The sequence below is a fragment of the Pseudomonas sp. TE3-3-F2023 genome (assembly GCF_036784815.1).
GTDB lineage: Bacteria > Pseudomonadota > Gammaproteobacteria > Pseudomonadales > Pseudomonadaceae > Aquipseudomonas > Aquipseudomonas pudica.
Genome location: NZ_CP145113.1, coordinates 4,907,301 through 4,930,809, shown reverse-complemented (window position 1 = coordinate 4,930,809; position 23,509 = coordinate 4,907,301). Strand labels below are relative to the sequence as shown.

15 protein-coding genes are annotated in these 23,509 nt (G+C 61.8%); all 15 read left to right on the top strand.

Going from position 1 to position 23,509, the window contains the following annotated elements:
- The first annotated feature begins 4 nt into the window (after positions 1–4).
- Complete coding sequence (locus V3314_RS22655) at positions 5–1,120, top strand: flagellar basal body P-ring protein FlgI (RefSeq protein WP_013973619.1); 1,116 nt, start codon at positions 5–7, stop codon at positions 1,118–1,120.
- Between the two features lie 11 nt (positions 1,121–1,131).
- Positions 1,132–2,286 (top strand): flagellar assembly peptidoglycan hydrolase FlgJ, encoded by a 1,155-nt coding sequence (gene flgJ / locus V3314_RS22650; protein ID WP_046614605.1) that lies wholly within the window; start codon positions 1,132–1,134, stop codon positions 2,284–2,286.
- A gap of 12 nt (positions 2,287–2,298) precedes the next feature.
- Positions 2,299–4,332, top strand: coding sequence for a flagellar hook-associated protein FlgK (flgK, locus tag V3314_RS22645; RefSeq protein ID WP_338459665.1), 2,034 nt, complete (start codon positions 2,299–2,301; stop codon positions 4,330–4,332).
- Between the two features lie 13 nt (positions 4,333–4,345).
- Complete coding sequence (locus V3314_RS22640) at positions 4,346–5,929, top strand: flagellar hook-associated protein 3 (RefSeq protein ID WP_046614603.1); 1,584 nt, start codon at positions 4,346–4,348, stop codon at positions 5,927–5,929.
- A 76-nt stretch (positions 5,930–6,005) separates the two neighbouring features.
- Positions 6,006–9,581: a glycosyltransferase gene (locus tag V3314_RS22635; RefSeq protein WP_085601611.1), complete on the top strand. Its 3,576-nt coding sequence runs from the start codon at positions 6,006–6,008 to the stop codon at positions 9,579–9,581.
- A 54-nt stretch (positions 9,582–9,635) separates the two neighbouring features.
- Complete coding sequence (locus tag V3314_RS22630; RefSeq protein WP_338459664.1) at positions 9,636–12,383, top strand: glycosyltransferase; 2,748 nt, start codon at positions 9,636–9,638, stop codon at positions 12,381–12,383.
- Positions 12,384–12,492: 109 nt separating this feature from the next.
- Entirely contained in the window at positions 12,493–13,191 is a 699-nt protein-coding gene (locus V3314_RS22625) for a WbqC family protein (RefSeq protein WP_046614600.1), read from the top strand.
- Positions 13,188–13,823 carry a class I SAM-dependent methyltransferase gene (locus V3314_RS22620; protein ID WP_046614599.1) on the top strand — a complete coding sequence of 212 codons (636 nt, stop codon included), beginning with the start codon at positions 13,188–13,190 and terminating at the stop codon, positions 13,821–13,823. Before V3314_RS22625 ends, V3314_RS22620 begins: the two co-directional genes overlap by 4 nt.
- Before the next feature lie 36 nt (positions 13,824–13,859).
- On the top strand, positions 13,860–14,627 hold the full coding sequence (locus V3314_RS22615) for a hypothetical protein (RefSeq protein WP_046614598.1): 768 nt from the start codon (positions 13,860–13,862) through the stop codon (positions 14,625–14,627).
- A gap of 11 nt (positions 14,628–14,638) precedes the next feature.
- Positions 14,639–16,018, top strand: coding sequence for an FAD-dependent oxidoreductase (locus tag V3314_RS22610; protein WP_338459663.1), 1,380 nt, complete (start codon positions 14,639–14,641; stop codon positions 16,016–16,018).
- A 23-nt stretch (positions 16,019–16,041) separates the two neighbouring features.
- Entirely contained in the window at positions 16,042–17,196 is a 1,155-nt protein-coding gene (gene rffA / locus V3314_RS22605; RefSeq protein WP_178081806.1) for a dTDP-4-amino-4,6-dideoxygalactose transaminase, read from the top strand.
- 42 nt (positions 17,197–17,238) lie between these two features.
- Positions 17,239–20,781, top strand: coding sequence for a glycosyltransferase (locus tag V3314_RS22600; protein WP_338459662.1), 3,543 nt, complete (start codon positions 17,239–17,241; stop codon positions 20,779–20,781).
- 248 nt (positions 20,782–21,029) lie between these two features.
- Complete coding sequence (locus tag V3314_RS22595) at positions 21,030–21,965, top strand: ketoacyl-ACP synthase III (protein WP_338460331.1); 936 nt, start codon at positions 21,030–21,032, stop codon at positions 21,963–21,965.
- A 252-nt stretch (positions 21,966–22,217) separates the two neighbouring features.
- On the top strand, positions 22,218–23,066 hold the full coding sequence (locus tag V3314_RS22590) for a flagellin domain-containing protein (protein WP_046614593.1): 849 nt from the start codon (positions 22,218–22,220) through the stop codon (positions 23,064–23,066).
- A 69-nt stretch (positions 23,067–23,135) separates the two neighbouring features.
- Positions 23,136–23,495, top strand: a complete 360-nt coding sequence (locus V3314_RS22585; protein ID WP_015271224.1) for a flagellar protein FlaG — start codon at positions 23,136–23,138, stop codon at positions 23,493–23,495.
- Positions 23,496–23,509 lie beyond the last annotated feature (14 nt).

Genomic DNA, 23,509 nt, shown 5'->3' with positions numbered 1-23,509 from the left:
ACGGATGACCATGTTCAACGTGAGGCAGCTGATTGCCGCAACCCTGCTCCTGTCCTGTGCCTTTGGCGCCCAGGCCGAGCGCCTGAAGGACATCGCCAGCATTTCTGGCGTGCGCTCCAACCAGCTGATCGGCTACGGCCTGGTGGTGGGGCTAAACGGCACGGGTGACCAGACCACCCAGACGCCGTTCACCCTGCAGACCTTCAACAACATGCTGTCGCAGTTCGGCATCAAGGTGCCGGCCGGCTCCGGCAACGTGCAGCTGAAGAACGTTGCTGCAGTGTCGGTGCATGCCGACCTGCCGGCGTTCGCCAAGCCAGGCCAGGTGGTGGACATTACCGTGTCCTCGATCGGTAACTCCAAGAGCCTGCGCGGCGGCAGCCTGCTGATGACCCCGCTCAAGGGTATCGATGGCAACGTCTATGCCGTGGCCCAGGGCAACCTGGTGGTGGGTGGCTTCGATGCCGAGGGCCGTGACGGTTCGAAGATCACCGTCAACGTTCCGTCGGCCGGTCGTATCCCTGGCGGTGCTACCGTCGAGCGTGCAGTGCCGAGCGGCTTCAACCAGGGCAACAGCCTGACCCTGAACCTCAATCGCCCCGACTTCACCACCGCCAAGCGCATTGTCGACAAGGTCAACGACCTGCTCGGCCCGGGCGTGGCCCAGGCCGTGGACGGCGGTTCGGTGCGTGTCACTGCGCCGATGGACCCGAGCCAGCGCGTGGACTACCTGTCGATCCTCGAGAACCTCGAGATCGACCCTGGCCAGGCAGTCGCCAAGGTCATCATCAACTCGCGCACCGGCACCATCGTCATTGGGCAGAACGTCAAGGTGTCGCCGGCCGCAGTGACCCACGGCAGCCTGACCGTGACCATTACCGAAGACCCGATCGTCAGCCAGCCGGGGCCGTTCTCCAATGGCCAGACCGCCGTTGTGCCGCGCTCGCGGGTCAACGCCGAGCAGGAAGCCAAGCCGATGTTCAAGTTCGGCCCGGGCACCACGCTGGATGAAATCGTCCGCGCGGTGAACCAGGTGGGCGCAGCGCCCAGCGACCTGATGGCCATCCTCGAAGCCCTGAAACAGGCCGGCGCCCTGCAGGCCGACCTGATCGTGATCTGAGGACGGCGCTCATGAACAGCAAAAGCCTGGTTTCTGGCAGTGCCGACAGCGGCGCCTACACCGACCTCAATCGCCTGAGCTCGCTCAAGCATGGCGACCGCGACAGCGATGCCAACGTGCGCAAGGTGGCCCAGGAGTTCGAGTCGCTGTTCATCAGCGAAATGCTCAAGGCCTCGCGCAAGGCCAGCGACGTGCTGGCCGACGACAACCCGATGAACACCGAAACGGTGAAGCAGTACCGCGACATGTACGACCAGCAGTTGGCCGTGAGCATGTCCCGCGAAGGTGGCGGCATCGGGCTGCAGGACGTACTGGTGCGCCAGCTGTCGAAGAACAAGGGCACGCCGGCCAACACCAGCCCGTTTCCGCGTATCGAGGGCAATGCACCGACGTTGTGGGGCAACAAGGTGGCCGAGCCCGTGCATGCCGTGCAGTCGACTGCCACCCGCAACGACGTCGCCGCGCTCAATTCACGACGCCTGGCGCTGCCGAGCAAGCTCACCGACCGCCTGATGGCCGGCATCGTGCCGTCGGCGGCCAGCACCAATACCGCAGCCGTACCGGCCCGTGACGGCCAGCAAGTGGCCAAGGCCTTCGCCGTGCCGGATAACGGCTTGCGCATCCTCGGGCGCGCCGTGGCCCAGCCACCGCTGGCACCGAAAAAGGCCTTTGCCGACAGCGACGAATTCGTCGCCACCATGCTGCCGATGGCCGAGCAGGCAGCCAAGCGCATCGGTATCGACCCACGCTACCTGGTAGCGCAGGCCGCCCTGGAAACCGGCTGGGGCAAGTCGGTCATGCGCAACACCGATGGCAGCAGCAGCCACAACCTGTTCGGCATCAAGGCAACCGGCAACTGGGAGGGTGGCGAGGCGCGTGCGATCACCAGCGAGTTCCGCGATGGCCAGTTCGTCAAGGAGACAGCGGCGTTCCGCTCCTACGATTCCTACCAGGACAGCTTCCACGACCTGGTCAGCCTGCTGCAGAACAATTCGCGCTATCAAGATGCGGTGAAGGCCGCCGATAAACCAGAGCAGTTCGTGCAAGAGTTGCAAAAGGCCGGGTACGCCACCGACCCGAATTACGCCAGCAAGATCTCGCAGATCGCAAGACAGATGAAGTCGTACGAGCACTACGCAATGCTCGGTACCGCAACGAAACTTTAAGGGCATGGAACCATGGCGAGTCTGATCAACATTGGTATGTCGGGGCTTGGCGCCGCGCAATCGGGGATGTACACCCTCGGTAACAACATCGCCAACGCCGATGTCGAAAGCTACTCGCGCCAGCAGAACGTGCAGAAGACCAAGGGCGGCCAGCAAGTCGGCCAGGTGTTCATTGGCAGCGGTACTACCTTGGCGGATGTGCGCAGGGTCTATAACGCGTTCCTCGAGAACCAGCTGCGCAGCACCACCTCGCTGAGCAGCGATGCCACCTCGTACCTGAACCAGATCACGCCGCTGGATACCGCCCTGTCGAGCAGCGACACCGGCATCACCGCTGCACTGAAAAGCTTCTTCAGCGCCATGCAGGATGCCGCGGCCAAGCCGACCGAGGATGCCTCGCGCCAACTGCTGCTGACCAGCGCGCAGTCCCTGGCCAAGCGCTTCAACACCCTGTCGTCGCAGCTGAACCAGCAGAACAGCGACATCAATGCCAACATGGCGTCGATCGCTGACAAGGTCAACGCATTGACCAAGTCGATTGCCGACCTCAACGGCCAGATCTCCAAGATGACGGCCGTCAATGGCCAGCCCAACGATCTGCTCGACCAGCGCGACGGCGCGGTGCGCGAATTGTCGGCGCTGATCGGTGCCGATGTTGTAGAGCAGAAGAACGGCAACTACGACATCTACCTGAAGAACGGCCAGGCCCTGGTGCTGGGCAACACCACCCAGACCATCGGCGTGCAGCCGAGCGCCACCGACCCGACTCGCATGAGCCTGATCCTCAATCGCGGCTCGACCAAGATGGACATCACCAGCAGCACTACCGGTGGTGAGCTCGGCGGCCTGATCCGCTACCGCAAGGATACCCTCGACCCGGCGCTCAACGAGCTCGGTCGCGTGGCCCTGGTAGTAGCCGATGCGATCAACAGCCAGCTGGCCCAGGGCATCGACAAGAATGGTGACTTCGGTGCCACCCTGTTCGGCGATATCAACAGCGCCGCGGCCATCAGCCAGCGTAGTGTCGCCAAGACCGGCAACAGCGCAGGTTCCGGCAACCTCGATGTGACCATCAAGGACACTGGCAAGCTCAGCACCAGCGATTACCAGGTGACCTTCACCAGCGCCACTGGCTACAGCGTGCGCAAGCTGCCAGAAGGCACCGACATGGGCAGTTTCGACCTCACCGACACCCCGCCCCCGGTGATCGACGGGTTCACCCTGTCGCTCAATGGTGGCGGCCTGAGTGCTGGCGACAGCTTCAAGATCACCCCGACCCGCAATGCGGCCGCAGGCATCGACACTGTCCTGACCGACCCAAAGCGCCTGGCCTTGGCTTCGCCGCTGACCGCCACCAGCGGATCGGGCAACAAAGGTACCGGCGTCATCACTCAGCCGACGCTGACCTCGGAGATGGACATCTACGATGCCGCCCAACGTTCGCAATTGCAGACTGGCCTGAAGTATTCGACCCCGGTCAAGCTGGTGTTCGGCGATGACACCAGTTCGCCTCAGGCCTACAAGATGTACGACGCCAAGGGTACCGAGATCGGCAGCGGCACCATCGTGCCTGGCCAGGAGAACAAGTTGCAGCTGTCGGTGCCGATGGTCGATGGCAGCGGCAATTCGCTGGGCGGCAATTTCACCTTCGAGATGAGCGTTTCCGGCGCACCGAAGAACGGCGACAGCTATACCGTGGCGCTGACCGGCGCAGGTTCGGCAGACAACCGCAACGCCTTGTCGGTGATCGACCTGCAGACCAAGTCCACGGTCGAGGTTGGCGCCAACGGCAAGGGCATCAGCTTCACCGATGCCTACGCCAAGCTGGTCTCCAACGTTGGCGGCAAGGCCGGCCAGGCGCAGATGGACAGCGATGCAACCACAGCCTTGCATACCTCTGCTGTGGAAAGCCGCAACGGCCTGTCGGGTGTGTCGATCGATGAAGAGACCGGCAACCTGATCAAGTTCCAGCAGTACTACACCGCGTCGTCGCAGATCATCAAGGCGGCCCAGGAAACCTTCGCCACCCTGATCAACAGTCTTTAAGGAGCCGTAGATCGTGAGCGTACGCATCTCTACTTCGCAGTTCTACAACACCAACCAGGCCAACTACCAGAGCAACTTTGCCAAGACGGTGAAGAGCCAGCAGGAGGCAAGCGATGGCATTCGCGTGCGTTCGGCCAAGGATGACCCGGTGGGGGCGGCGCGTCTGCTGCAACTGGAGCAGCAGCAGAACATGCTGAAGCAGTACAGCAGCAACATCGTCAACGTGCGCAATGCCTTGGGCACTGCCGAAAGCACCCTCAACTCCATCGGCACCATCCTGCAGCGGGTCAACGAGCTGGCGGTGAGTTCTGGCAACGGTACATTCACCGATGCCGACCGCAAGGCCAACGCCGACGAACTGGCGTCGCTGGAGGACCAGCTGTTCTCCTTGATGAACAGCAAGGACGAGAACGGCAAGTACATCTTCTCTGGCTCCAAGGGCGATACCCCGCCTTACGCGCGCAATGCCGATGGCACCTACAGCTACCAGGGCGACCAGGGCAAGCTCAACCTGCAGGTGGGTGACATGCTCAGCCTGGCGGCCAATGAAACCGGCTACGATGCCTTCGAGCAGGCGCTGAACACCAGCCGCAGCCAGACCAGCCTGACCGCGCCGGCGACCGACGATGGCCGCGTCAGCCTGTCCAACGGCCAGGTCTCCGGCAACAGCCTGTACAACGATCGCTTCCGCAGTGGCGAGCCGTACACCATCGAATTCCTCAGCAGCACCGAATACAAGATCACCGACGTCGACGGCAATGACGTCACGCTCGAGGCCAGCCAGGGCGGCAAGTTCGACCCCAATGGCGACAACACCAGCATCAGCTTCCGCGGTGTCGATCTGCGCCTGGACATCACCTTCAAGGATGGCGACAAGGGTAATGAAGATGCCGCTATCGCAGGGCATACGTTCAGCCTGAGTTCCAAGGCCGATGAGGTTTCCGGCACCCGTAGCCCCGGCAATACCTCTTCCGAGCAAGTGACGGGCGCGACCATCACCGATGAGGCTGCCTACAAGGCCGCTTTCCCTGGCGGTGGCGCGGTACTCAAGTTCACCGGCAGCAGCACCTTCGAGCTATACGCCGCACCGGTCACTGCTGACAGCCGCCCGGTGGCATCGGGTGCACTGGGCGGGCCGAACGGCACCACCGCCACCGCGGCAGGGGTCAGCTTCGAGCTGTCCGGTGCGCCGAATGCCGGGGACTCGTTCGCGGTCAAGGTCGATACCCACCAGACCCAGAACATCCTCGACACCATCGGCAAGCTGCGTACCGCACTGACCAGCCCGGTGGACAACGACCCGGTGGCGCGGCAGAACTTCCTCGCCGCGCTGGATTCGGCGGTTGGCAACATCGCCAGTGCGACCAACCAGGTGTCGTCGTCGGTCAGTGCGATCGGCGGCCGTGGCCAGGCGCTGGATGTGCAGGCCGAAACCAACGAGGCGCTGAGCACCGAGAACACCAAGACCCAGAGCTCGATCCGCGAAAGCGACCCGGCTGAAGTGATGCTGCGCCTGCAGATGCAGACCAACATGCTGCAAGCGTCGCTGCAGGCCTATGCCAAGGTCGCCAGCCTGTCGTTGGTCAACTACATCTGATTTCACCTCTCTCGCGTCATCCGGCGTGTGCCAGCCCATTCGGTGCTGGTCACGCCACCTCTTCAAGGTCTTCGCCGTGAATCAACAGACCCTCGTCAGCATCGCCATCCCAGCCTTCAACCCCGAGTTTTTCCGCGCCACCTTGCTCAGCGCGCTCAACCAGGATTACTCGACGCTGGAGGTGCTGGTCTGCGATGACAGCCGTGGCCTGGAGATCCAGCGTATCGTCGACGAGGTTGTGAGCCAGACCGGCAAGCCGGTACGCTACGTGCGCAACCCACAGACCCTTGGGTTCGCCCGCAACCTGCTGGCGTGCCTGGAGCATGCTGAAGGGCCGCTGATCAAGTTTCTCTGTGACGACGACCGACTGTTCCCTGAATGTGTCGGCCTGCAGGCCGCGGTCATGGAACAGCATGCCGATGTCAGCATGACCATCTGCCAGCGCATGCTGTGCGCAGCCGACGATGCCTTGCTACCGCCGCGCATGCTCAATGCAGTGATGTGCCCGGAGGATGCGGTAGTCAAGGGCAGCGACTTGCTCGAAGCGTTGGAGACGAACGCACCCAACCTGTTCGGCGGCCTCAGCCATGCACTGATGCGCCGTGACCTGGTGGCCGAGTTCCTGCCGGCGCTGGTGCAGGAGGGCAGCGGGTTTGCCGCGCGCCTGGACATGGCGCTGTACATTTGCCTCATGCGCCGAGGCAATCTGGGGCATCTGTCACGCTTTCTCAGCATGGAGCGTCTGCACCCTGCACGTTTGAGTCACCAGGCAGGCATGACCCTGGCCTTCCCGATCGAGACCGACTGGATAAAGGCAATGCTGGCTGCGCGGGCAAGCGAGGCCGCACCAGCCAGTGGCTGGGTGCGCTATCTGTCACTGGAGCGGTACCAGGGCGAGCAGGGCGCGCAGTGGGACGAATACGAACTCAACCGCCTTTACGGGGCTCAGCAGGCCCGCCAGGCGCAGCAGGTTGGCACTGACTGCCTGTCGTTTGAAGAGGTGTATGCCCAGTGGCTGGAGTGCCGTGACCTGTCGGCTGCACAGCTCAAGGCCCTGCCCAAGCGCTTCGAGCAGTGGGCCCGGCAGCCGCGTATCGTCCCGGTGATCTGGGCCGAGGCGGGTGATGAACTGGCCCTGCGCGCGACCCTCGACAGCCTTGCTGCGCAGTCCTATTCCGCAGCTGGCTGCTGGCTGCTGGCGCCTGCGACGCTGGAATTGGCAGGCCACCCGGTCGGGGTTGAGCGCATGCTGGTGCAAGGCAATGGCCTGGCCCAGTTGCAGGCGCGCCTGACACGCGCCGGCGATGCCGACTGGGTATTGCTGTTGCGCGCTGGCGACCGCCTCGTGCCTCATGCCCTGGCGATCATGGGCGAGCGCATGGCACTTCGCGAGCGGGCCTGTATCTATGTCGACGAAGGTAGCCATGACGGGCTGCGCCCGACAACCCCCATCTTCAAGCCGGACTTCAACCTCGACCTGATGCGCAGCCTGCCGTATGTAGGACGCGTACTGGCATTCAACTGTGCGGCGCTGCGCGAGGTCGGCGGCTTCGACACGGACTTCGATGCCCTGGCACCCCACGACCTGCTCTGGCGTCTGGCGGAAAGCCAGGGCCTGCAAGTCATCGAGCACATCGACGAACTCCTGGTGCATTGCCAGCATGACTTTGGCCAGTGGCTGCGCGACCCGCGTTGCGTGCAGCAGGCGCCACGCGTGGTGCGAGCCCATCTGCGGCGTCTGGGTGTCGATGCCGAGGTTGTCGGTGCCGAAGGCATGTCGTTGTGCCGGGTGGCGTACCGGCACCCGGAGCAAGCCCTGGTCTCGATCCTGGTGACGCTCGGTGACGACCTGAGCGCGGCAATGCGTTGTGTCGAGTCCCTGTTCGAACACACCCAGTATGGCCGATTCGAGGTACTGCTGATCGCCTCGCCGGATACGCCTGCCGACCTGCGTCAATGGCTGCAGGCCATGCAGGGGCTGGGCAGCAGCCAATTGCGGGTGATCGAGGTGGTCAGCGGCAGCCAGCTGGCGCAGTTGAACCAGGCCAGCGAGGCTGCCCGTGGCGACTACCTGCTGATGCTCGACAGCGCCTGCGCCGCCTTCGACCGGCCCTGGCTGGAGCAGTTGATGGTTCAGGCCCAGCGCCCGGAGGTCGGCGTGGTGGCGCCCAAGCTGTGTACCCAAAGCGGCGAAATCTTTGGCGCCGGGCTGGTCCTGGGGCTGCATGGTGGCGTCAGCAGCCCGTTCGTTGGCATGCCGGCTGACAGCGGTGGCTACATGCTCCGGCTCAATGCCGTGCAGAACTGGAGCGCGCTTAGCCTGGACTGCCTGCTGGTGCGCCGCGAGCTGTTCGCCACGCTGGGCGGTTTCGATGTGCAGGGGCTCAAGGGCGGCCTGCAGGACGCCGACCTCTGTCTGCGCATCCGCGAGCAAGGTTATCTGGCGGTATGGACACCCCATGCGGTGCTCGTGCGCTTCGCCTCGACCCGCGACGTGCGGACCGACAGCCAGCGCAAGGTGCTGGACAAGGACATCTTCCATGAACGCTGGTTGGCCAAGGTTGCCCGCGACCCTGCCTACAACCGCAACCTGAGCCTGAAGATGGCCAGCTTCAACCTTGATGCCGGACAGCGTCGTGGCTGGGACCCGTTCATCAGCCGTGTGCTGCCGTCGGTGTTGGCGCTGCCGATCAACACCTCGGCGGTCGGTCACTACCGGGTGGCACAGCCTTTCACCGAGCTGGAGCGTGCGGGCTGGATCCAGGGGCGGCTTGATTACAGTACCCCGGAGATGATCGATATCGAGCGCGAGAAGCCCGATGTGATGATCTTGCAGTGTCGCTACACGGTCAATTCGATCGATGAAATGACGCGCTTCAAGCGCCTGTCGAACGCCCGGCGCATCTACGAGATCGACGACTACATCATCGAGGTGCCGGAAAAGAACGCCCATGCGCGGAACATACCGGCCAACATGCGCGAGCTGGTCAGCCAAGGCATTGCCTTGTGCGACCGGGTGGTGGTGTCGACCCAGCCGCTGGCTGATGCACTGTCGAGCATGCACCACGATATCCGGGTAGTCCCCAACATGCTCGCCGCCCCGCTGTGGGCCGGGCTGGCCAGCGAGCGCCAGACTAGCGCGCGGCCACGCGTTGGCTGGGCGGGGGGCACCAGCCACCGGGGCGATCTGGAGCTGTTGCTGGACGTCATCAAGGCCCTGGCCGACGAGGTCGACTGGGTATTCTTCGGCATGTGCCCGGATATCCTGCGGCCTTATGTGAAGGAATTCCACAAAGGCGTGCCCTTGGCGTCGTACCCGCAGAAGCTGGCCAGCCTCAACCTTGACCTGGCGCTGGCACCGCTCGAACAGAACCTGTTCAACGACTGCAAGAGCAACTTGCGCCTGCTTGAGTATGGTGCGTGCGGCTTCCCGGTGATCTGCACCGACACCAAGGCCTATGACGGCTACCTGCCTTGCACGCGGGTTCGCAACAACACCTCGGAACAATGGCTGGATGCGATCCGCATGCACCTGGCCGACCCTCAGGCCAGCTACCGCCAGGGTGATGCCTTGCGCGAAACGGTGCTGCGGGACTATGTGCTGATGCCGCAGCATTTGCAGCAATGGTCGAATGCCTGGCTGGCGGATTGATTCTTTTCGCGTTCGTTGCGAGCGGGCGCCCAACTCTCCCTTCGAAGGTGCTTTATGGTCGATATCGCAAACGGACCGCGCAGTGATGTAACGGTGGTGCTGCTGGGTCATGATCAGGCCGCTCATCGTGAGCGAGCGTTGCATTACTACCGCCAGGCGGGCATTGCCTGTCTGGCACTGGAAGCCCTTGAAGCCCATAGTCCGGGCGCTGTGTGCAGCGCGCGTCTGAGTCAGGCGCTGCAGCAGGTTGCCACGCCGCTGGTCAATCTGGCCCTGGATGCCGACTTCGTGCAAGCCCCGGCACTGGACAGAGCTGCCGACTGCCTGAGTGCCAACCCACTGGCGTTGGGGGCTCAGGGTTACGCCTTGGGATATGTTCCGGGCAATGGTCAAGTGGCTTATTACAAGCTGGGCCACGCATTTCCCGCGCAGGAAGGGGAGGGGGCCTCGGCGCGTATTCGGGCGCATGCGTTGGCGAACCAGCCAGCCTGGCGCGCCGTGGTCAGGGTCGAGAGGCTGCGTTCGGTGCTGAAGGATTTGCCGGAGGATCTGGATTTCGCCAGCTGGCGGGTTGCGCTGTCGTTGGCGTTGCTGGCCGACGGGGCCATCATTCAGCTTGATCAGACCGACGTCATCTGTGAATTGGCGCCGCGCACTTTGTCGCCGGTAGCCCGGGAAGAGCAGTTGGTGCGGACTGTGCGTCTGTTGCGTGCGTGGGACGCCGAACGTGATGGTACATGCACCGGCGATGCGGGCTTTGTCGTGCTCAACCGGTTGGTGCGTGGCAGCTACGATGCAGGCGAGCCGCCGTTGCTGTTCACCTCGCGGTGGACCAGTGTGATCGCCGACCCGGACCGCCAGTTCGAACCCCGGCAGTACATTGAGATGCCGTACTACCAGAGGGACCTGTTCCAGCGCCTGGCGCAGCTCGAGTTCCTCTGCCATGGCTGGCCAACCGGGCAAGAGCACCGTCATGCACTTGAAGGCACCTGGGTGCGTCAGCGTGAACTGCTCGAGGTGCATCCCAATGACACCAAAGAAAGTCTGCAGCAGCGTTACTGGCAGGCCCTGGCATTGGGCTTGTTCAGCCGCGACGTCTGCCAGCGTCTGCTGGCGACCCTGGAGGACGAAGTGCAAGCGGAAAAAGTCCGCGAATTGAGTGCCTGGCTTGAGCGCCTTGACAGCCTTCCCTGTCAGGACGTGCCTGGGTGGCTGGCAACTACTGCCTCGGGACGGCTGTTGCAGGTGTTGGCGGACGCAACGCCAGCGTACGCGGTGCGTCAACGCGTGCTTGCACAATTGGCCAAGCGGCCCGGCCCGCAAATTGGTTTCGTGGTCGCGGACCTGCAGGACGATGACCTGGCCCTGCAGGCGACCTTCGACAGCCTGCTGGCGGCCGGGCTGCGCAATTTCAAGCTGGTGGTGCTAAAAGCCGGGAAACCGCCGGCCATCACCACCGCGCGGGACACCTTGCATTTCATCCAGGTGGAACCAGGTAACTGGGTTTCACACCTGAATCACGCGCTGCGCCAGTTGCCGAGTGAATGGGTGATGTTGCTGCAGGCGGGTGACATCCTTGCCGGCGGCGGCCTGCTGCGGCTGCAGTTGGAACTGGGAGAGTCTCCGGCCTGCGATGCCATTTGTGCCGATGAGATACAACGCGATGAAGAGGGGCGTTTGCTGGGTATCATGCGCCCTGGTAGCGACCTCGACCTGCTGCGTAGCCAGCCGGCCCTGATGTCGCGTCACTGGTTGCTTCGCCGCCAGGCTGTACTTGATCTGGGTGGCTTCGATAGCCGTTTCGGCCATGCGCTTGAATACGATCTGTTGCTGCGTCTTGTCGAAGAGCGCGGGCTCGGCGGCATGGCGCACATGGACGAATATCTGGTGATCGGCGGACAGGCGTCGGAGCCGATGCGTTCCGAGGCGGTGGACATTCTCGACCGTCACCTGAAACGACTGGGCTATCAGGCACAGGTCAGCGATCAGGGCGCTGCCGGGTTGGCCATCGATTTCCGGCACAACTCGACCCCGCTTGTCAGCATCCTGATGGTTCATGAGGGCGACCGGTCTGCGCTTGAGCGCAGCCTGACCAGTCTGTTCCAGCGTACTCGCTACCCTCGCTACGAGATCGTGCTGATCTGTACCCAGGAGCAACATGGCCTGCTGTCAGACGCACTTCGATCGTTCGCCGGCCGTCTGCGTCTGGTCGCCGCCGAAGTTGGAGAGAACCTGTTCAACCAGGCTGCCCGACACGCGCGCGGTGAATACCTGCTGCTGCTTAGCGAGCGTTGCCAGGTGATCTCCCCGGCCTGGATCGAGGCAATGCTCAACCAGGCACAACGACCGGAGGTTGGGGTGGTTGGCGCGCGCCTGGTCGGCATGGATGGCAGCCTTGCGCATGCCGGTTACGATCTGCTCGCAGGGCCGCGTGTGCATGCACCCTGGGCCAGCTCGCCGGAAGAGCCCGGCAGCCGGGATCACTGGTCTGGCGTCGTGCGTGGTTGCCCGGCGGTGTCGGGGAATTGCCTGATGGTGCGTGCCGGTGTGTTCGAGCAATGCGACGGGTTGCAGGGGAATGTGGCGGCCGATGTCGACCTGTGCCTTGCCGTCACCGCTGCCGGCAGCCTGGTGGTATGGACTCCTCAGGCGCAGCTGATGATTGATGGTGCAGTTTCCCCGGCACCCGAGGAGGCGGCCCAGGCGTTGCTGGCGAAGTGGCCGGGCGCATTTGCCCGTGACGTGGCGATCGATGGTCGGCGGGCCAGTGCCCAAGCAAGCTGGCTGGCGCCGTTCAAGTAGCTGGCGCGGGAATTGCAAAAGCCGGGCAGGAGCCCGGCTTTTTTGTGCCTGGCGGCAAATAATTGACAGGCGTGGCGCCTGGTTTCACGTGGTGTGGACGAGGTTGTGAATGCAAAAGAAAGTGGCTGTGCTGCAGTCCAACTACATTCCCTGGAAAGGGTACTTCGACCTGATCGGCAGCGTCGATGCGTTCATCCTCTTCGATGATGTCCAGTACACGCGCCGCGACTGGCGTAACCGCAACAAGATCAAGACTGCCCACGGAGAGCACTGGCTGAGCATCCCGGTGAAGAACAAGGGGCGCTACGAGCAGTTGATCAACGAAGTTGAGGTCAGTGAGCCTGGCTGGGCGGCTGCGCACTGGAAGACCATCGAAATGAGCTACCGCCGCGCGGCCTGCTTCCAGCAGATGGAAGGGCCTGTCAGGGCGCTTTACGAGCAGGCCGCCGAGCTCACTCATCTTTCGCAAATCAATCACCTGTTCATTGCCGGCCTGTGCCCTCTGCTGGGTATCCGCACACCGCTGTACCGTTCCGAAAATCTGGGCCATGCAACTGGCAAGAACGAGCGCCTCATCCAGTTGTGCCAGGCGGTAGGTGGTACGCACTACCTGTCGGGACCGGCAGCCAGCTGTTACCTGGACGAGGCCGCGTTCGCCACTGCCGGTCTTGGCCTGTCGTATATGGGTTATGACGGCTATCTCGAGTACCCGCAGCTGTACGGCGAGTTTCAGCATGCGGTGAGTGTCATCGACCTGTTGTTCAATACCGGCGCCGACGCGCCTGCCTTCCTGGAGCGGCGCCCATGAGCACGACCATTTTGCGAGAAGTCGAACAGTACTATTCCTCGCGCATTCGTGAGCATGGCGCCACTCCGGAAGGGGTTGACTGGAACGGAAGCGCTTCGCAGCACCTGCGCTTCGAACAGTTGCTCAAGCTGGTGTCGCAGGAAGAATGGCAGCGAGGCTTCAGTCTGGTCGACGTGGGTTGTGGCTACGGGGCATTGCTCGACTGGCTGCGCGAGCGCGGCGGCGTAGTGGACTATCACGGCTATGACCTGTCGCCCGAGATGATCGCGTCGGCTCGCGCCAAACACGGTGCGGATCAGTTCACCTGCTTCGAGGTCGCCGACCGGCCCACCCGGACTGCCGATTACGCGGTAGCCAGCGGTATTTTCAATGTGTCACAGCAAACCCCGCGGGAAGCCTGGGAACAATATATTGCCGAGGTGCTTCGCAACATGGATGCCTGCTCGACCAAAGGCTTTGCCTTCAACTGCCTCACCAGCTACTCCGACGCGCCATTCATGCGCGACTACCTGTATTACGGTGACCCGTGCTTCTACTTTGATCTGTGCAAAAGAACCTACTCCAGGCAGGTGGCACTCTTGCATGACTATGGCTTGTACGAATTCACCCTCCTCGTGCGCAAGGCCCCGTGACCTGCCGTTCGACTTCCCTGTTTCCTGGAGATATCTATGCTCAAGAAAGGCTCTACTTCCGTAACCCAGTCCAGCGACAGCCAGCTCGAGGCGCGGGAGCGACTCTGGCAGTCATTTGCCAATGCGCCGCTCGATGACGCCGAAAAAGAGCGCAACCTCGGCCTGTTCATCCGCTCGGCCTCCCTTGCGCGGATGCTGGCGATTTCCGACCTGTACCGCGAGATCGTCTCGCTGCCCGGCTCGGTGCTGGACTTTGGCACATGGCGTGGCCAGAACGCCGTGCTCTGCGAGAATCTGAGGGCCATTTTCGAACCGTTCAACAAACAGCGCCGCATCGCGGCATTTGATACCTTCGCCGGCTACAAATCGCACGCCAGCGACAGCAAGGTGACCAACGAGCACTTCCAGGACGGTTGCTACGATACCGGTAGCGGGTATGCCGATTACCTGCGCCACTTGCTGGCATTGCACGAGAGCATCAATGCCCTGCCACAGGTTTCCAGCGGACATCAGGTGGTCGAGGGTGATATCAAGGATACCTTGCCACGTTTCATCGAGGAGAATCGCAACCTGCTGGTGGCGTTGGCCTTTTTCGACATGAACCTGGAGGGGCCGACCCGCTTTGCCCTGGAACAGATCCTGCCGCGCTGCGTCCCCGGTTCGCAGTTGGTGTTCTTCCAGTTGCAGCGTGATTTTCTGCCAGGCGAGGGTTACGCCTACGTAGCTGAAGTGTTGGGCAAGGTGCGTCACGAGATCAAGCGATCGCAGACCTACCCGTCCCTGTGCATCGTCAAAGTGCTGTAAGAGGGCATGCCATGTTCCTGATCATTGGTAACGGCATGGTTGGCCTGGCGATCGCTGCCGGCCTTTCCCGTTCGGTTCCTGCCGAGCGCATTACAGTGGTAGGCCCGATGTCGCGGCCTTACAGCGCCTCCATGGCTGCTGCAGCCATGCTCAACTCGTTCGCGGAGCTGGAGCCAGGTGCGTTGGACAAACCGCGCGACCGCCTTAAGTTCGAATTGAGCCAGGCTTCCGCGCGGTTGTGGGGGGCGTTTGTCGAAGAGTTCGAGATTCCCGCAGAGCACTACCGGCTGGGTACCGTGCTGGTCAACAACAATGCCTCCAACAGGTTCGAGGACCAGGCGTTTGACGCCATCGCCGATTATCTCGAGGAGTTTGCCGAGCCGTACGAGCGGATCGAGCCGACATTGGAGCCGGCCTATTCGCCGGCTTCGGCCTACCGAAGCCGCAACGCCCTTTTCCTGCCCCGCGAAGGCGTGGTCAATCCCGATGGTGTCATCCAGGCCCTGCAACAGACGTTGGCAAGGCGCGGTGTGCGCTTCGTCGAGGGCGTGGTGGAGTCTCTCGACAAGATCGGAGGCCGAACCTGTGGTGCTCGCCTGACCGATGGCCGAGTGCTGGCTGCGGAACGTCTGGTGCTGGCCAACGGCAGCAAGGCGACCCGGCTGTGGGCCGAAGACGACTGCATTCGGGTCATCAACGGCGTCGGTGCTACTGTCGTTTTGAAGAACCCGGGGATCCAGGGACGTTACGTGCTTCGTACGCCAAATCGTGGTGGCGCCTGTGGTATCTACCATGCGCCGTACCAGGACGATCTGTTCGTGGTTGGAGCGACCAACCTGATCACCACGGTCGACGAACAGGTGCCACGCGCCGAGTCCGTGGCTGCCCTGATAAATGGAGCGATCAACCAGGTCAACCAGATGCACCGTGCCAGCGGTTTCGTGCGGTACAACTTCGGCTATCGACCGGTCAGCCTTGATGGCTATCCGGTAATCGGCCAACTCAATGACAACACCTTCATTGCGACCGGCACGCGGCGGGATGGTTATCACTTTGCGCCTTGGCTGGCCGATAACCTGTCGGCGCTGTTACAGGGACTGCAACTCTCGCCCCAGGCTCACGCGTATTTCGAATACACCCGGCCACTTCGGCGCGCAATGCTTGATGATTCAGTCGAAGCGTGCTGCCGCAAATACGCGGCAGTCAAATGTTCGGCGCTTTCCCAGCATGGCTATGACGCAGGGCATACCGATGCCGACCAGGCGCTTGAGGGCCACTACTACCAGCGTGCGAGGGATTTCTTTGCCCGTAACGGCCTGGAGAAGGCAGTACAGGTCGAGTTTCTCGATGCGCTCATCGGCGGCTACCTGCCGCTGAGCGATTTCATCTGACGCACGCGGTGGAGAATACGAACGTGAGCAATCAGGTCATACCTTTCAACAAGCCTTTCGTCGTTGGCAAGGAATTGTTCTATATCGCCCAGGCAGTGATGAATGGCGGCATCGCTGGCGATGGACAGTTCACTCAATCGTGCCAGCAATGGCTGGAAGACAACCTGGGTTGCCCGAAGGCGCTGCTGGCCCATTCCTGTACCGCTGCATTGGAGATGGCGGCGATCCTGGCCGATGTCGGTCCGGGGGATGAGGTCATCATGCCGTCTTTCACGTTTGTATCTACCGCCAATGCGTTCGTGCTGCGTGGTGCGGTTCCGGTATTCGTGGATATACGCCCGGACAGCCTCAACCTTGACGAGCGTCTGGTCGAAGCCGCGATCACCGAGAAAACCAAGGCGGTCGTGGCAGTTCATTATGCTGGGCAGCCTTGTGACATGGAGGCGCTGCTGCGCATCTGCAACAACCACGGCCTGATGCTTATCGAAGACGCTGCGCAGGCGATTCTCGCCAGGGAAAAGACCCGTGCGCTTGGTACCATCGGGCACCTCGGTTGCCTGAGTTTCCATGAAACCAAGAACGTCATCAGCGGTGAGGGAGGGGCGTTGCTGATCAACGACCCGAAACTGATCGAGCGCGCAGAAATCATCTGGCAGAAGGGTACCAACCGCAAGGCGTTCGCCCGGGGCGAAGTCAGCAAATACACTTGGGTCGATGTCGGCTCTTCGTTCCTTCCCAGTGAATTGACGGCTGCCTTCCTCTATGCACAGCTGGAGCAGGGGGAAAGCATCAACGCCCATCGGCGGGCTTTGTACGAAGCTTATTACAATCAGTTGCAGGCGCTGGAAGCCGATGGCTGCTTCCAGCTTCCCCGTACGCCGGGCGGACGGCCAGCCAATGCGCACATTTTCTACCTGTTGATGCGCAACAACCATGAGCGCAGCGAACTGATCCAGTTCTTGCGCGAGCGGGATATCCATGCGGTGTTCCACTATGTACCGCTGCACGATTCACCTGCCGGCCTGCGGTATTCCCGCAGCGTCGGAGAACTGCCGGTAACCTGCGATGTTGCCCAGCGTCTGGTGCGCTTGCCACTCTACTCGGACATGACTGCTCGCCAGGTTGCCCGTGTGTGTACAGCAATCGCCCAGTTCTTTGCCGAGCCACGTGCTGTCTGAGGCCGGCTGCCTGTATTTTCCTGATTCTGGAGTTTCCAAGCGATGCCCAATTCTGCCCGGGTTGACGCCCATTCGCTCGACCAGGCACTGACGCGCCTGAGGTTGATGTACGCCAAACCGGAGCATCCGTATTACATCCTGGCACCAGACTACCGGGAAACCTCCTCGGGCGTCGCGTCGCTGCACTATCTTTGCCACGTGCTCAACCTCAACGGGCGCGAGGCTTATATCTGTGGTGGTCAGGTGGTCAATCCGGACCTGAAAACGCCGTTGCTGGACCCGCTGACCCAGAAGCGGCATCAGGCCGAAGGCAAGGTACCGATCGCTGTCTATCCGGAAGTGGTGGTGGGCAACCCGCTTGGCTGCGATGTGGTAGCGCGCTTCTTGTTGAACTTCGAGGGTTTTCTTACCGGCCAGAGCATGCAGGCTGCAGGCAGAGACCTGTTGTTCTATTCCGGTGCCCTGATCGCCGCGCGGCATGGTTATCCCGATGGCGATTTGCTGTGCCTGCCGACGATCGATGTCGAACTGTTCAGTGCTCCGGCACCGGGCACGCTGCGTGAAGGCAAGTACCTTTACCAGAATCGCCACCCGCTGGAGCAGATCGACTATTCGCAGTTGCCTGGCGATATCCAACTGCTGAGCATGGCCAATGCCCTGACATTACCCGAGCTGGCAGTGCTGCTGCGCAAGGCCGAGGTGCTTTATACCCACGAATGGTCGATGACCTGTGTGATCGCGGTCCTTTGTGGCTGCCCGGTGATCTTCATTCCTGGGCACGGCATCGACGAGCAGTTTCTTGAAGCCAGCTTCATCGGCAGCCACGGCTTCGCCATGCTCGATCGGCCCGACGCGTTCGAGCGTGCCAGTGCAGGGCTGGAAGGTGCACTGCAGCGTTATGTGGAGCGAACGGCACCCTTCTGGCAGCAACTCGAGGTGTTCATCGCCAAGACCCAGTTTGCAGCCCGTCGCGAGACGGCCGGCAATAACGGCGGGATGCTGACATGGCTGCGCCAGCGTTACCCGCTGCCGCAGCAGTTGCAGTTGATGCAGGACCGGCTGGCGGCACCCGATGCGCCTTCGATTGCCGTGCTGGTGCTGGATCATGGCGATCCGGGAGCCTTGGCGCGTACCCTCGGGAGCCTGGACGACGTGCTGTATCAACGCATCCAGGTCTGTGTGCTGGGAGCGATGGAGCCGCGTCGTCCGAACGTGCAGTGGGTGCCTGCTGATGCTCGAGCGCCGCTGGCCGCTATCAATGGCCTGCTGGAAAGCAGCCCTTGTGATTGGTGCATGGTGGTTGACGCAGGAGTGGAATTCACTGCCAGTGGCCTGCTGGTGGCGGCCCTCGACCTGTCACAGGCCCAGGTGGCATTTGGTGCGGTGTTTGCCGACGAGGCTGTGCGTGGAGCCGATGACAGCGTTGAAGCTCGCCTGCGACCCGACCTCAACCTGGACATGTTGCTGGCACATCCGGCCGCATTGTCGCGGCATTGGTTGTACCACAGGCGCACGCTCGTGCAGCAGGGTGGGTTCGACCCGGCTGCAGGTGGCGCCTACGAACTGGCTTACCAGTTACGCTTGATTGTCGAGCATGGGTTGGGGGTGGTGGGTCATATCAGCGAGCCGCTGTTGATCGCCAATCGGCCAGACGTCACGGTATGCGACGATGAGCGAACGGTCATCCAGAAGCACCTGCTGGAGCGCGGTTATCCTGAGGCGCAGGTTGATTCGATCGAGCAGGCGGCGAATTGCTACCAGATCGACTATGGGCATTCGCGGCCGGCCTCGGTGAGTTTGATCATCTACATCGAAGGCGACTTGTCACGGTTGCAGCGCTGCCTTGAGCAGTTGTTGCAGAACACGGCAGCTGTCACGCATGAAGTGCTGCTGGTAGAGCCAGGCAATGACGATCCTGTGTTGCTCCAGTGGCTGGACATGCTGAGCCAGGTTGAACCAGGACGTGTCCAGGTACTGCGTTTCATGCCGGGGCAGTCTCGTGCGGCCATGTGCAACGCAGCGGCTCAGGAGGCGCAGGGCGAGTTTCTGCTATGGCTGGATGCTGCCGCCATGGTCAATGATGGTGATTGGCTACTTGCCTTGCTCAACCATGCGCAGCGCCCTGAGGTCGGTGCTGTGGGGTGCATGCTGGCGAGCCCCGATGGGGTGATTCAACAGGCAGGCCAGGTACTCGGAATGGGCGGCAGCGTCGGTCCTGCATTTGCCGGGCAGGTCCTGGGCGATAAGGGCGACCTGGCGGCGCTGGTGACCGAACGCAACGGTGTGGTCGTGGGTGATCGTTGTCTGATGGTGCGGCGTGAAACCTTCCTTGAATCGGGTGGTTTCTCCGTCGACCCGTTATTGGAACCCTGGGCTGAAGCCGACCTGTGCCTGCGTTTGCAGCAGGCCGGCTACCTGAATGTCTGGACTCCACGTGCCAGGCTGCTGCTGGAAGCAGCCCCCGCTGATGCAATCGGTGCTGAACAGGAAGATGCGCTTTACGCTCGCTGGTTGCCGCAACTGGTCAATGATCCCTCCTACAACGCCAACCAGTCATTGCTTGTAGGTCACAGCCATGCGCGGCAGGATAACGGGCTGTGCTGGCGACCATTGCAAGGCATCGCTCCGACAGTGCTGGCTTTCGCTGCTGACCAGCAGGCGGCTGGACAGGCCCGTGTAATACAGCCTCTCATGGCATTGCGGAATGCTGGCGTGATCGATGGTTCGGTGACCATCGGGGTTCTGACCCTGGTGGACATACAGCGCTATGCGCCTTCGAGTATTGTCTTGCAGCGTCCGCTGGCGGATGGGGGGTTGCAGACCTTGCGTCGTCTACGTGCCTTCTCTCAAGCGTTCAAGGTGTATGAGTTGGACGGTTATATCCCGGAAATGGGGTTCGCCGCCGGCCTGGGTGCGGATGAATTACTGCAGCGCATGCGCTACGGGTTGATGCAGGCAGACAGGGTGGTCGTCGCTGCCCCGGCGTTGGCGGAGCTGTTGCAAGGCCAGCACGATGACGTGCACCTGCTCGAAAGCGCACTACCTGTCGCCTGGGGCCAGTTGCAAGGCTTGCGGCGCATGGCGCAAAAGCCGCGTCTGGGCTGGATCGGTAACAAGGATGCCGTCTTGCTGGCCGAAGTAGTGCCGGCGATGGCGCATGAGGTCGATTGGGTCGTTCTGGGCGACTGCCCACCAGCGCTGCGGCCGTTCGTCCGGGAGCACCACCCGCATGTTTCTGATGAAAACCTGGGTAATAGCCTTGCAGCCCTGAATCTCGACCTGGCGCTGGTGCCGATGGCCGAGACCCTGGGCAATGCCTGCTCGGCCGACCTGCGGGTGCTTCAGCACGCTGCTTGCGCGCATCCGGTGATCTGTAGCCGGGTGGCCGGTTTTGCCGGCGCAGACACCTTGCCGTTGTCGAGGGTGGAAAACCAGACGGCTGACTGGCTGCGGGCCATCCGTCTGCATCTGGAGGACCGCGACGCGTCGGCAGCGTTGGGGGATGCCCTGCAGAATGCTGTCCGGTCGAACTGGCTGCTTCAGGGGGAGCGCCTGGAGGCCTGGCGCCGGGCCTGGCTTTCCTGAGCCACGATGCATGCCGGGTACCCGCTTGAGGCGGGTGTCCGGTAGCGCACACAGGGCCGTGGTTGCGTACGAGGGGCATTGATCTTGTCGGGCGATTGGCCGATCGTATGAACGATCGTGACTTGGCAGTCGAAACGTGCATCTCTAAGCTATCGAGTCTGCGGGCAGTCTCGTCGTCTTTTCACCCGAGGTATCTGAACCCGGCGCGAAAGCCCGCGAATTTTCGCCATATCTATCGGGAAGCCACAATGATTGGCATCAAAAGCATCGCCAGTTACGTACCTGTCGAGGGCGTCGACAATTACGCGCAGGGCGCGAAATTCGGCAAGGACCAGGATTTCATCTTCGGCAAGATCGGTTCGACCTTCCTGCCGCGCAAGGAGGCCACCCAGGAAACCTCTGATCTTTGCGTGGAGGCAGCAAGAAGCCTGTTTTCTGCCAACCCTGGCCTTGATCCTGCGTCCATCGATGTCGTGATCGTTGTGACCCAGAACGGCGACGCCGAAGGCTTGCCGCATACCGCTGCGATCGTGCAGCACAAGCTGGGCCTGAGCACCCAGGTTGCAGCTTTCGATATTTCTCTGGGCTGCTCGGGCTATGTCTATGGCCTGTATGCCATGAAGGGCTTCATGGAAGCGGCCGGGCTGAAAAACGGCCTGCTGATCACCGCAGATCCTTACTCGAAGATCGTCGATCCCGAAGATCGCAATACCACCATGCTGTTTGGTGATGCCGCCACTGCGACCTGGATGGGCGACGGCGCTGCGTGGCAGCTCGGCAAGTCGCTGTTCGGCAGCGACGGAGCCGGGGCTGAGCACTTGCGTACTACCGACGGCAAGTTCTTCATGAATGGTCGTCAGGTCTACAACTTCGCCTTGGTCAAGGTGCCTGCGCACCTTCAGCAGTTGCTCGATGCCAGCGGCCTCAAGGCGGGCGATATCGACCTCTATTGCCTTCACCAAGGTAGCGCGGCAATCGTGGATGCGGTTTCGGCGCGCTTTGTGGAGGGCGAGTACAGGCAGCGGTTCGTCAAGGACATGGTCGAGACCGGCAATACCGTCTCTTCGAGCATTCCGTTGCTGCTGGAAAAGCATGTGCTGGGTTCGCAGCACCAGCGGGTTGCCCTGAGCGGTTTCGGCGTAGGCCTTTCCTGGGGTTCGGCAATCATCGAGCGCCGCGATTGACCCCCTTTGTCGACTTCAAGACGCCGCCGCTTTCAGGCGGCGTTTTCTTTTCTCCTGCACAGTGAGTGCGCCTGTAATCTGGCGTCAAACCCTTGATTTCATTGGGATGGCCGGATGCCAGCAAAAAAAGTGAGAAATCGCCCTAAAGCAAACTGCCCTGACGACGATAAACATTACGAAGGTTCTCTGTGCCACACCCGGCGAATTGCCAAGGCCGGAAGCCGTAGTACCCAATCCAACGAGGAATTCGTCATGGCTTTGACTGTTAACACCAACACCACCTCTCTGGGCGTTCAGAAAAACCTGAACCGTGCTTCCGAAGCGCTGAGCACCTCGATGACCCGTCTGTCCTCCGGCCTGAAAATCAACAGCGCCAAAGACGACGCCGCCGGCCTGCAGATCGCTACCCGCATGACTTCGCAGATCCGTGGTCAGACCATGGCTATCAAAAACGCCAACGACGGTATCTCCATCGCCCAGACCGCTGAAGGCGCGATGCAAGAGCAGACCAACATTCTGCAGCGTATGCGTGAACTGGCCGTTCAGTCCCGAAACGACTCGAACAGCACCAACGACCGTGTCGCTCTGGACAAAGAATTCCAGTCGATGGCTTCGGAACTGACCCGTATCGCCAACAGCACCCAGCTGAACGGCAAGAACCTGCTGGACGGTTCGGCTTCGGTCATGACCTTCCAGGTTGGTTCCAACACCGGTTCGGCCAACCAGATCACCATCGACCTGAGCGCCAAGTTCACCGCTTCGGACCTGGGCGTTACTTCCTCGATCAACATTCAGGGTTCCGACACCACCACCGCCGAAGCCAACTTCAGCGCTGCTGTTTCGGCCATCGACGCCGCTCTGCAAACCATCAACAGCAACCGTGCTGACCTGGGTGCCGCGCAGAACCGTCTGACCAGCACCATCAACAACCTGCAAAACATCAACGAAAACGCCGAAGCTGCCCGTGGCCGCGTACAGGACACCGACTTCGCTGCTGAAACTGCCCAGCTGACCAAGCAGCAGACCCTGCAGCAAGCTTCCACCTCGGTTCTGGCCCAGGCCAACCAGCTGCCATCGGCAGTACTGAAGCTGCTGGGCTAATCTGCCTGGTTGCTGGCGGGGAAGTGCCGGTAAGGCACTTCCCCGCCTTTTCATTGCGAGGTGGTGGGCATGGACATGAGCGTCAAGCTGAACCTGTCTTATCCGGCCGCACGTCCGGCCGAGCAGGTTGCCGAAAAACCGGTTGCCCGGTCGACGGAAAACGTAAAACCCGAAGACGACAAGAAAGACGCCAAGGCGGTGCAGGATGCCGACAAGGTCAAACATGCCGTTTCGGAGATCGAAAAGTTCCTGAAGGCATCGCAGCGCAATCTGGAATTTTCCACGGATGAAGAATCCGGCAAGATCGTGGTCAAAGTCATCGCTACCGACAGTGGTGAACTGATTCGCCAGTTGCCCTCGGAAGAGGCCCTGCGGATCGCTCACAGCCTGAGCGATGTCAAAAGTGTTCTGTTCGACGCCAAGGTATGATTGGCGGCGAACAC

What these genes read in the sequence shown, in the direction of transcription:
- V3314_RS22585 (WP_015271224.1), top strand. Translation starts at nt 23,136, where the DNA reads ATGGACATGAGCGTCAAGCTGAACCTGTCTTATCCGGCCGCACGTCCG.
- V3314_RS22620 (WP_046614599.1), top strand. Translation starts at nt 13,188, where the DNA reads ATGAGCACGACCATTTTGCGAGAAGTCGAACAGTACTATTCCTCGCGC.
- V3314_RS22610 (WP_338459663.1), top strand. Translation starts at nt 14,639, where the DNA reads ATGTTCCTGATCATTGGTAACGGCATGGTTGGCCTGGCGATCGCTGCC.
- flgJ (WP_046614605.1), top strand. Translation starts at nt 1,132, where the DNA reads ATGAACAGCAAAAGCCTGGTTTCTGGCAGTGCCGACAGCGGCGCCTAC.
- V3314_RS22615 (WP_046614598.1), top strand. Translation starts at nt 13,860, where the DNA reads ATGCTCAAGAAAGGCTCTACTTCCGTAACCCAGTCCAGCGACAGCCAG.
- V3314_RS22595 (WP_338460331.1), top strand. Translation starts at nt 21,030, where the DNA reads ATGATTGGCATCAAAAGCATCGCCAGTTACGTACCTGTCGAGGGCGTC.
- V3314_RS22590 (WP_046614593.1), top strand. Translation starts at nt 22,218, where the DNA reads ATGGCTTTGACTGTTAACACCAACACCACCTCTCTGGGCGTTCAGAAA.
- V3314_RS22625 (WP_046614600.1), top strand. Translation starts at nt 12,493, where the DNA reads ATGCAAAAGAAAGTGGCTGTGCTGCAGTCCAACTACATTCCCTGGAAA.
- V3314_RS22655 (WP_013973619.1), top strand. Translation starts at nt 5, where the DNA reads ATGACCATGTTCAACGTGAGGCAGCTGATTGCCGCAACCCTGCTCCTG.
- flgK (WP_338459665.1), top strand. Translation starts at nt 2,299, where the DNA reads ATGGCGAGTCTGATCAACATTGGTATGTCGGGGCTTGGCGCCGCGCAA.
- V3314_RS22630 (WP_338459664.1), top strand. Translation starts at nt 9,636, where the DNA reads ATGGTCGATATCGCAAACGGACCGCGCAGTGATGTAACGGTGGTGCTG.
- V3314_RS22600 (WP_338459662.1), top strand. Translation starts at nt 17,239, where the DNA reads ATGCCCAATTCTGCCCGGGTTGACGCCCATTCGCTCGACCAGGCACTG.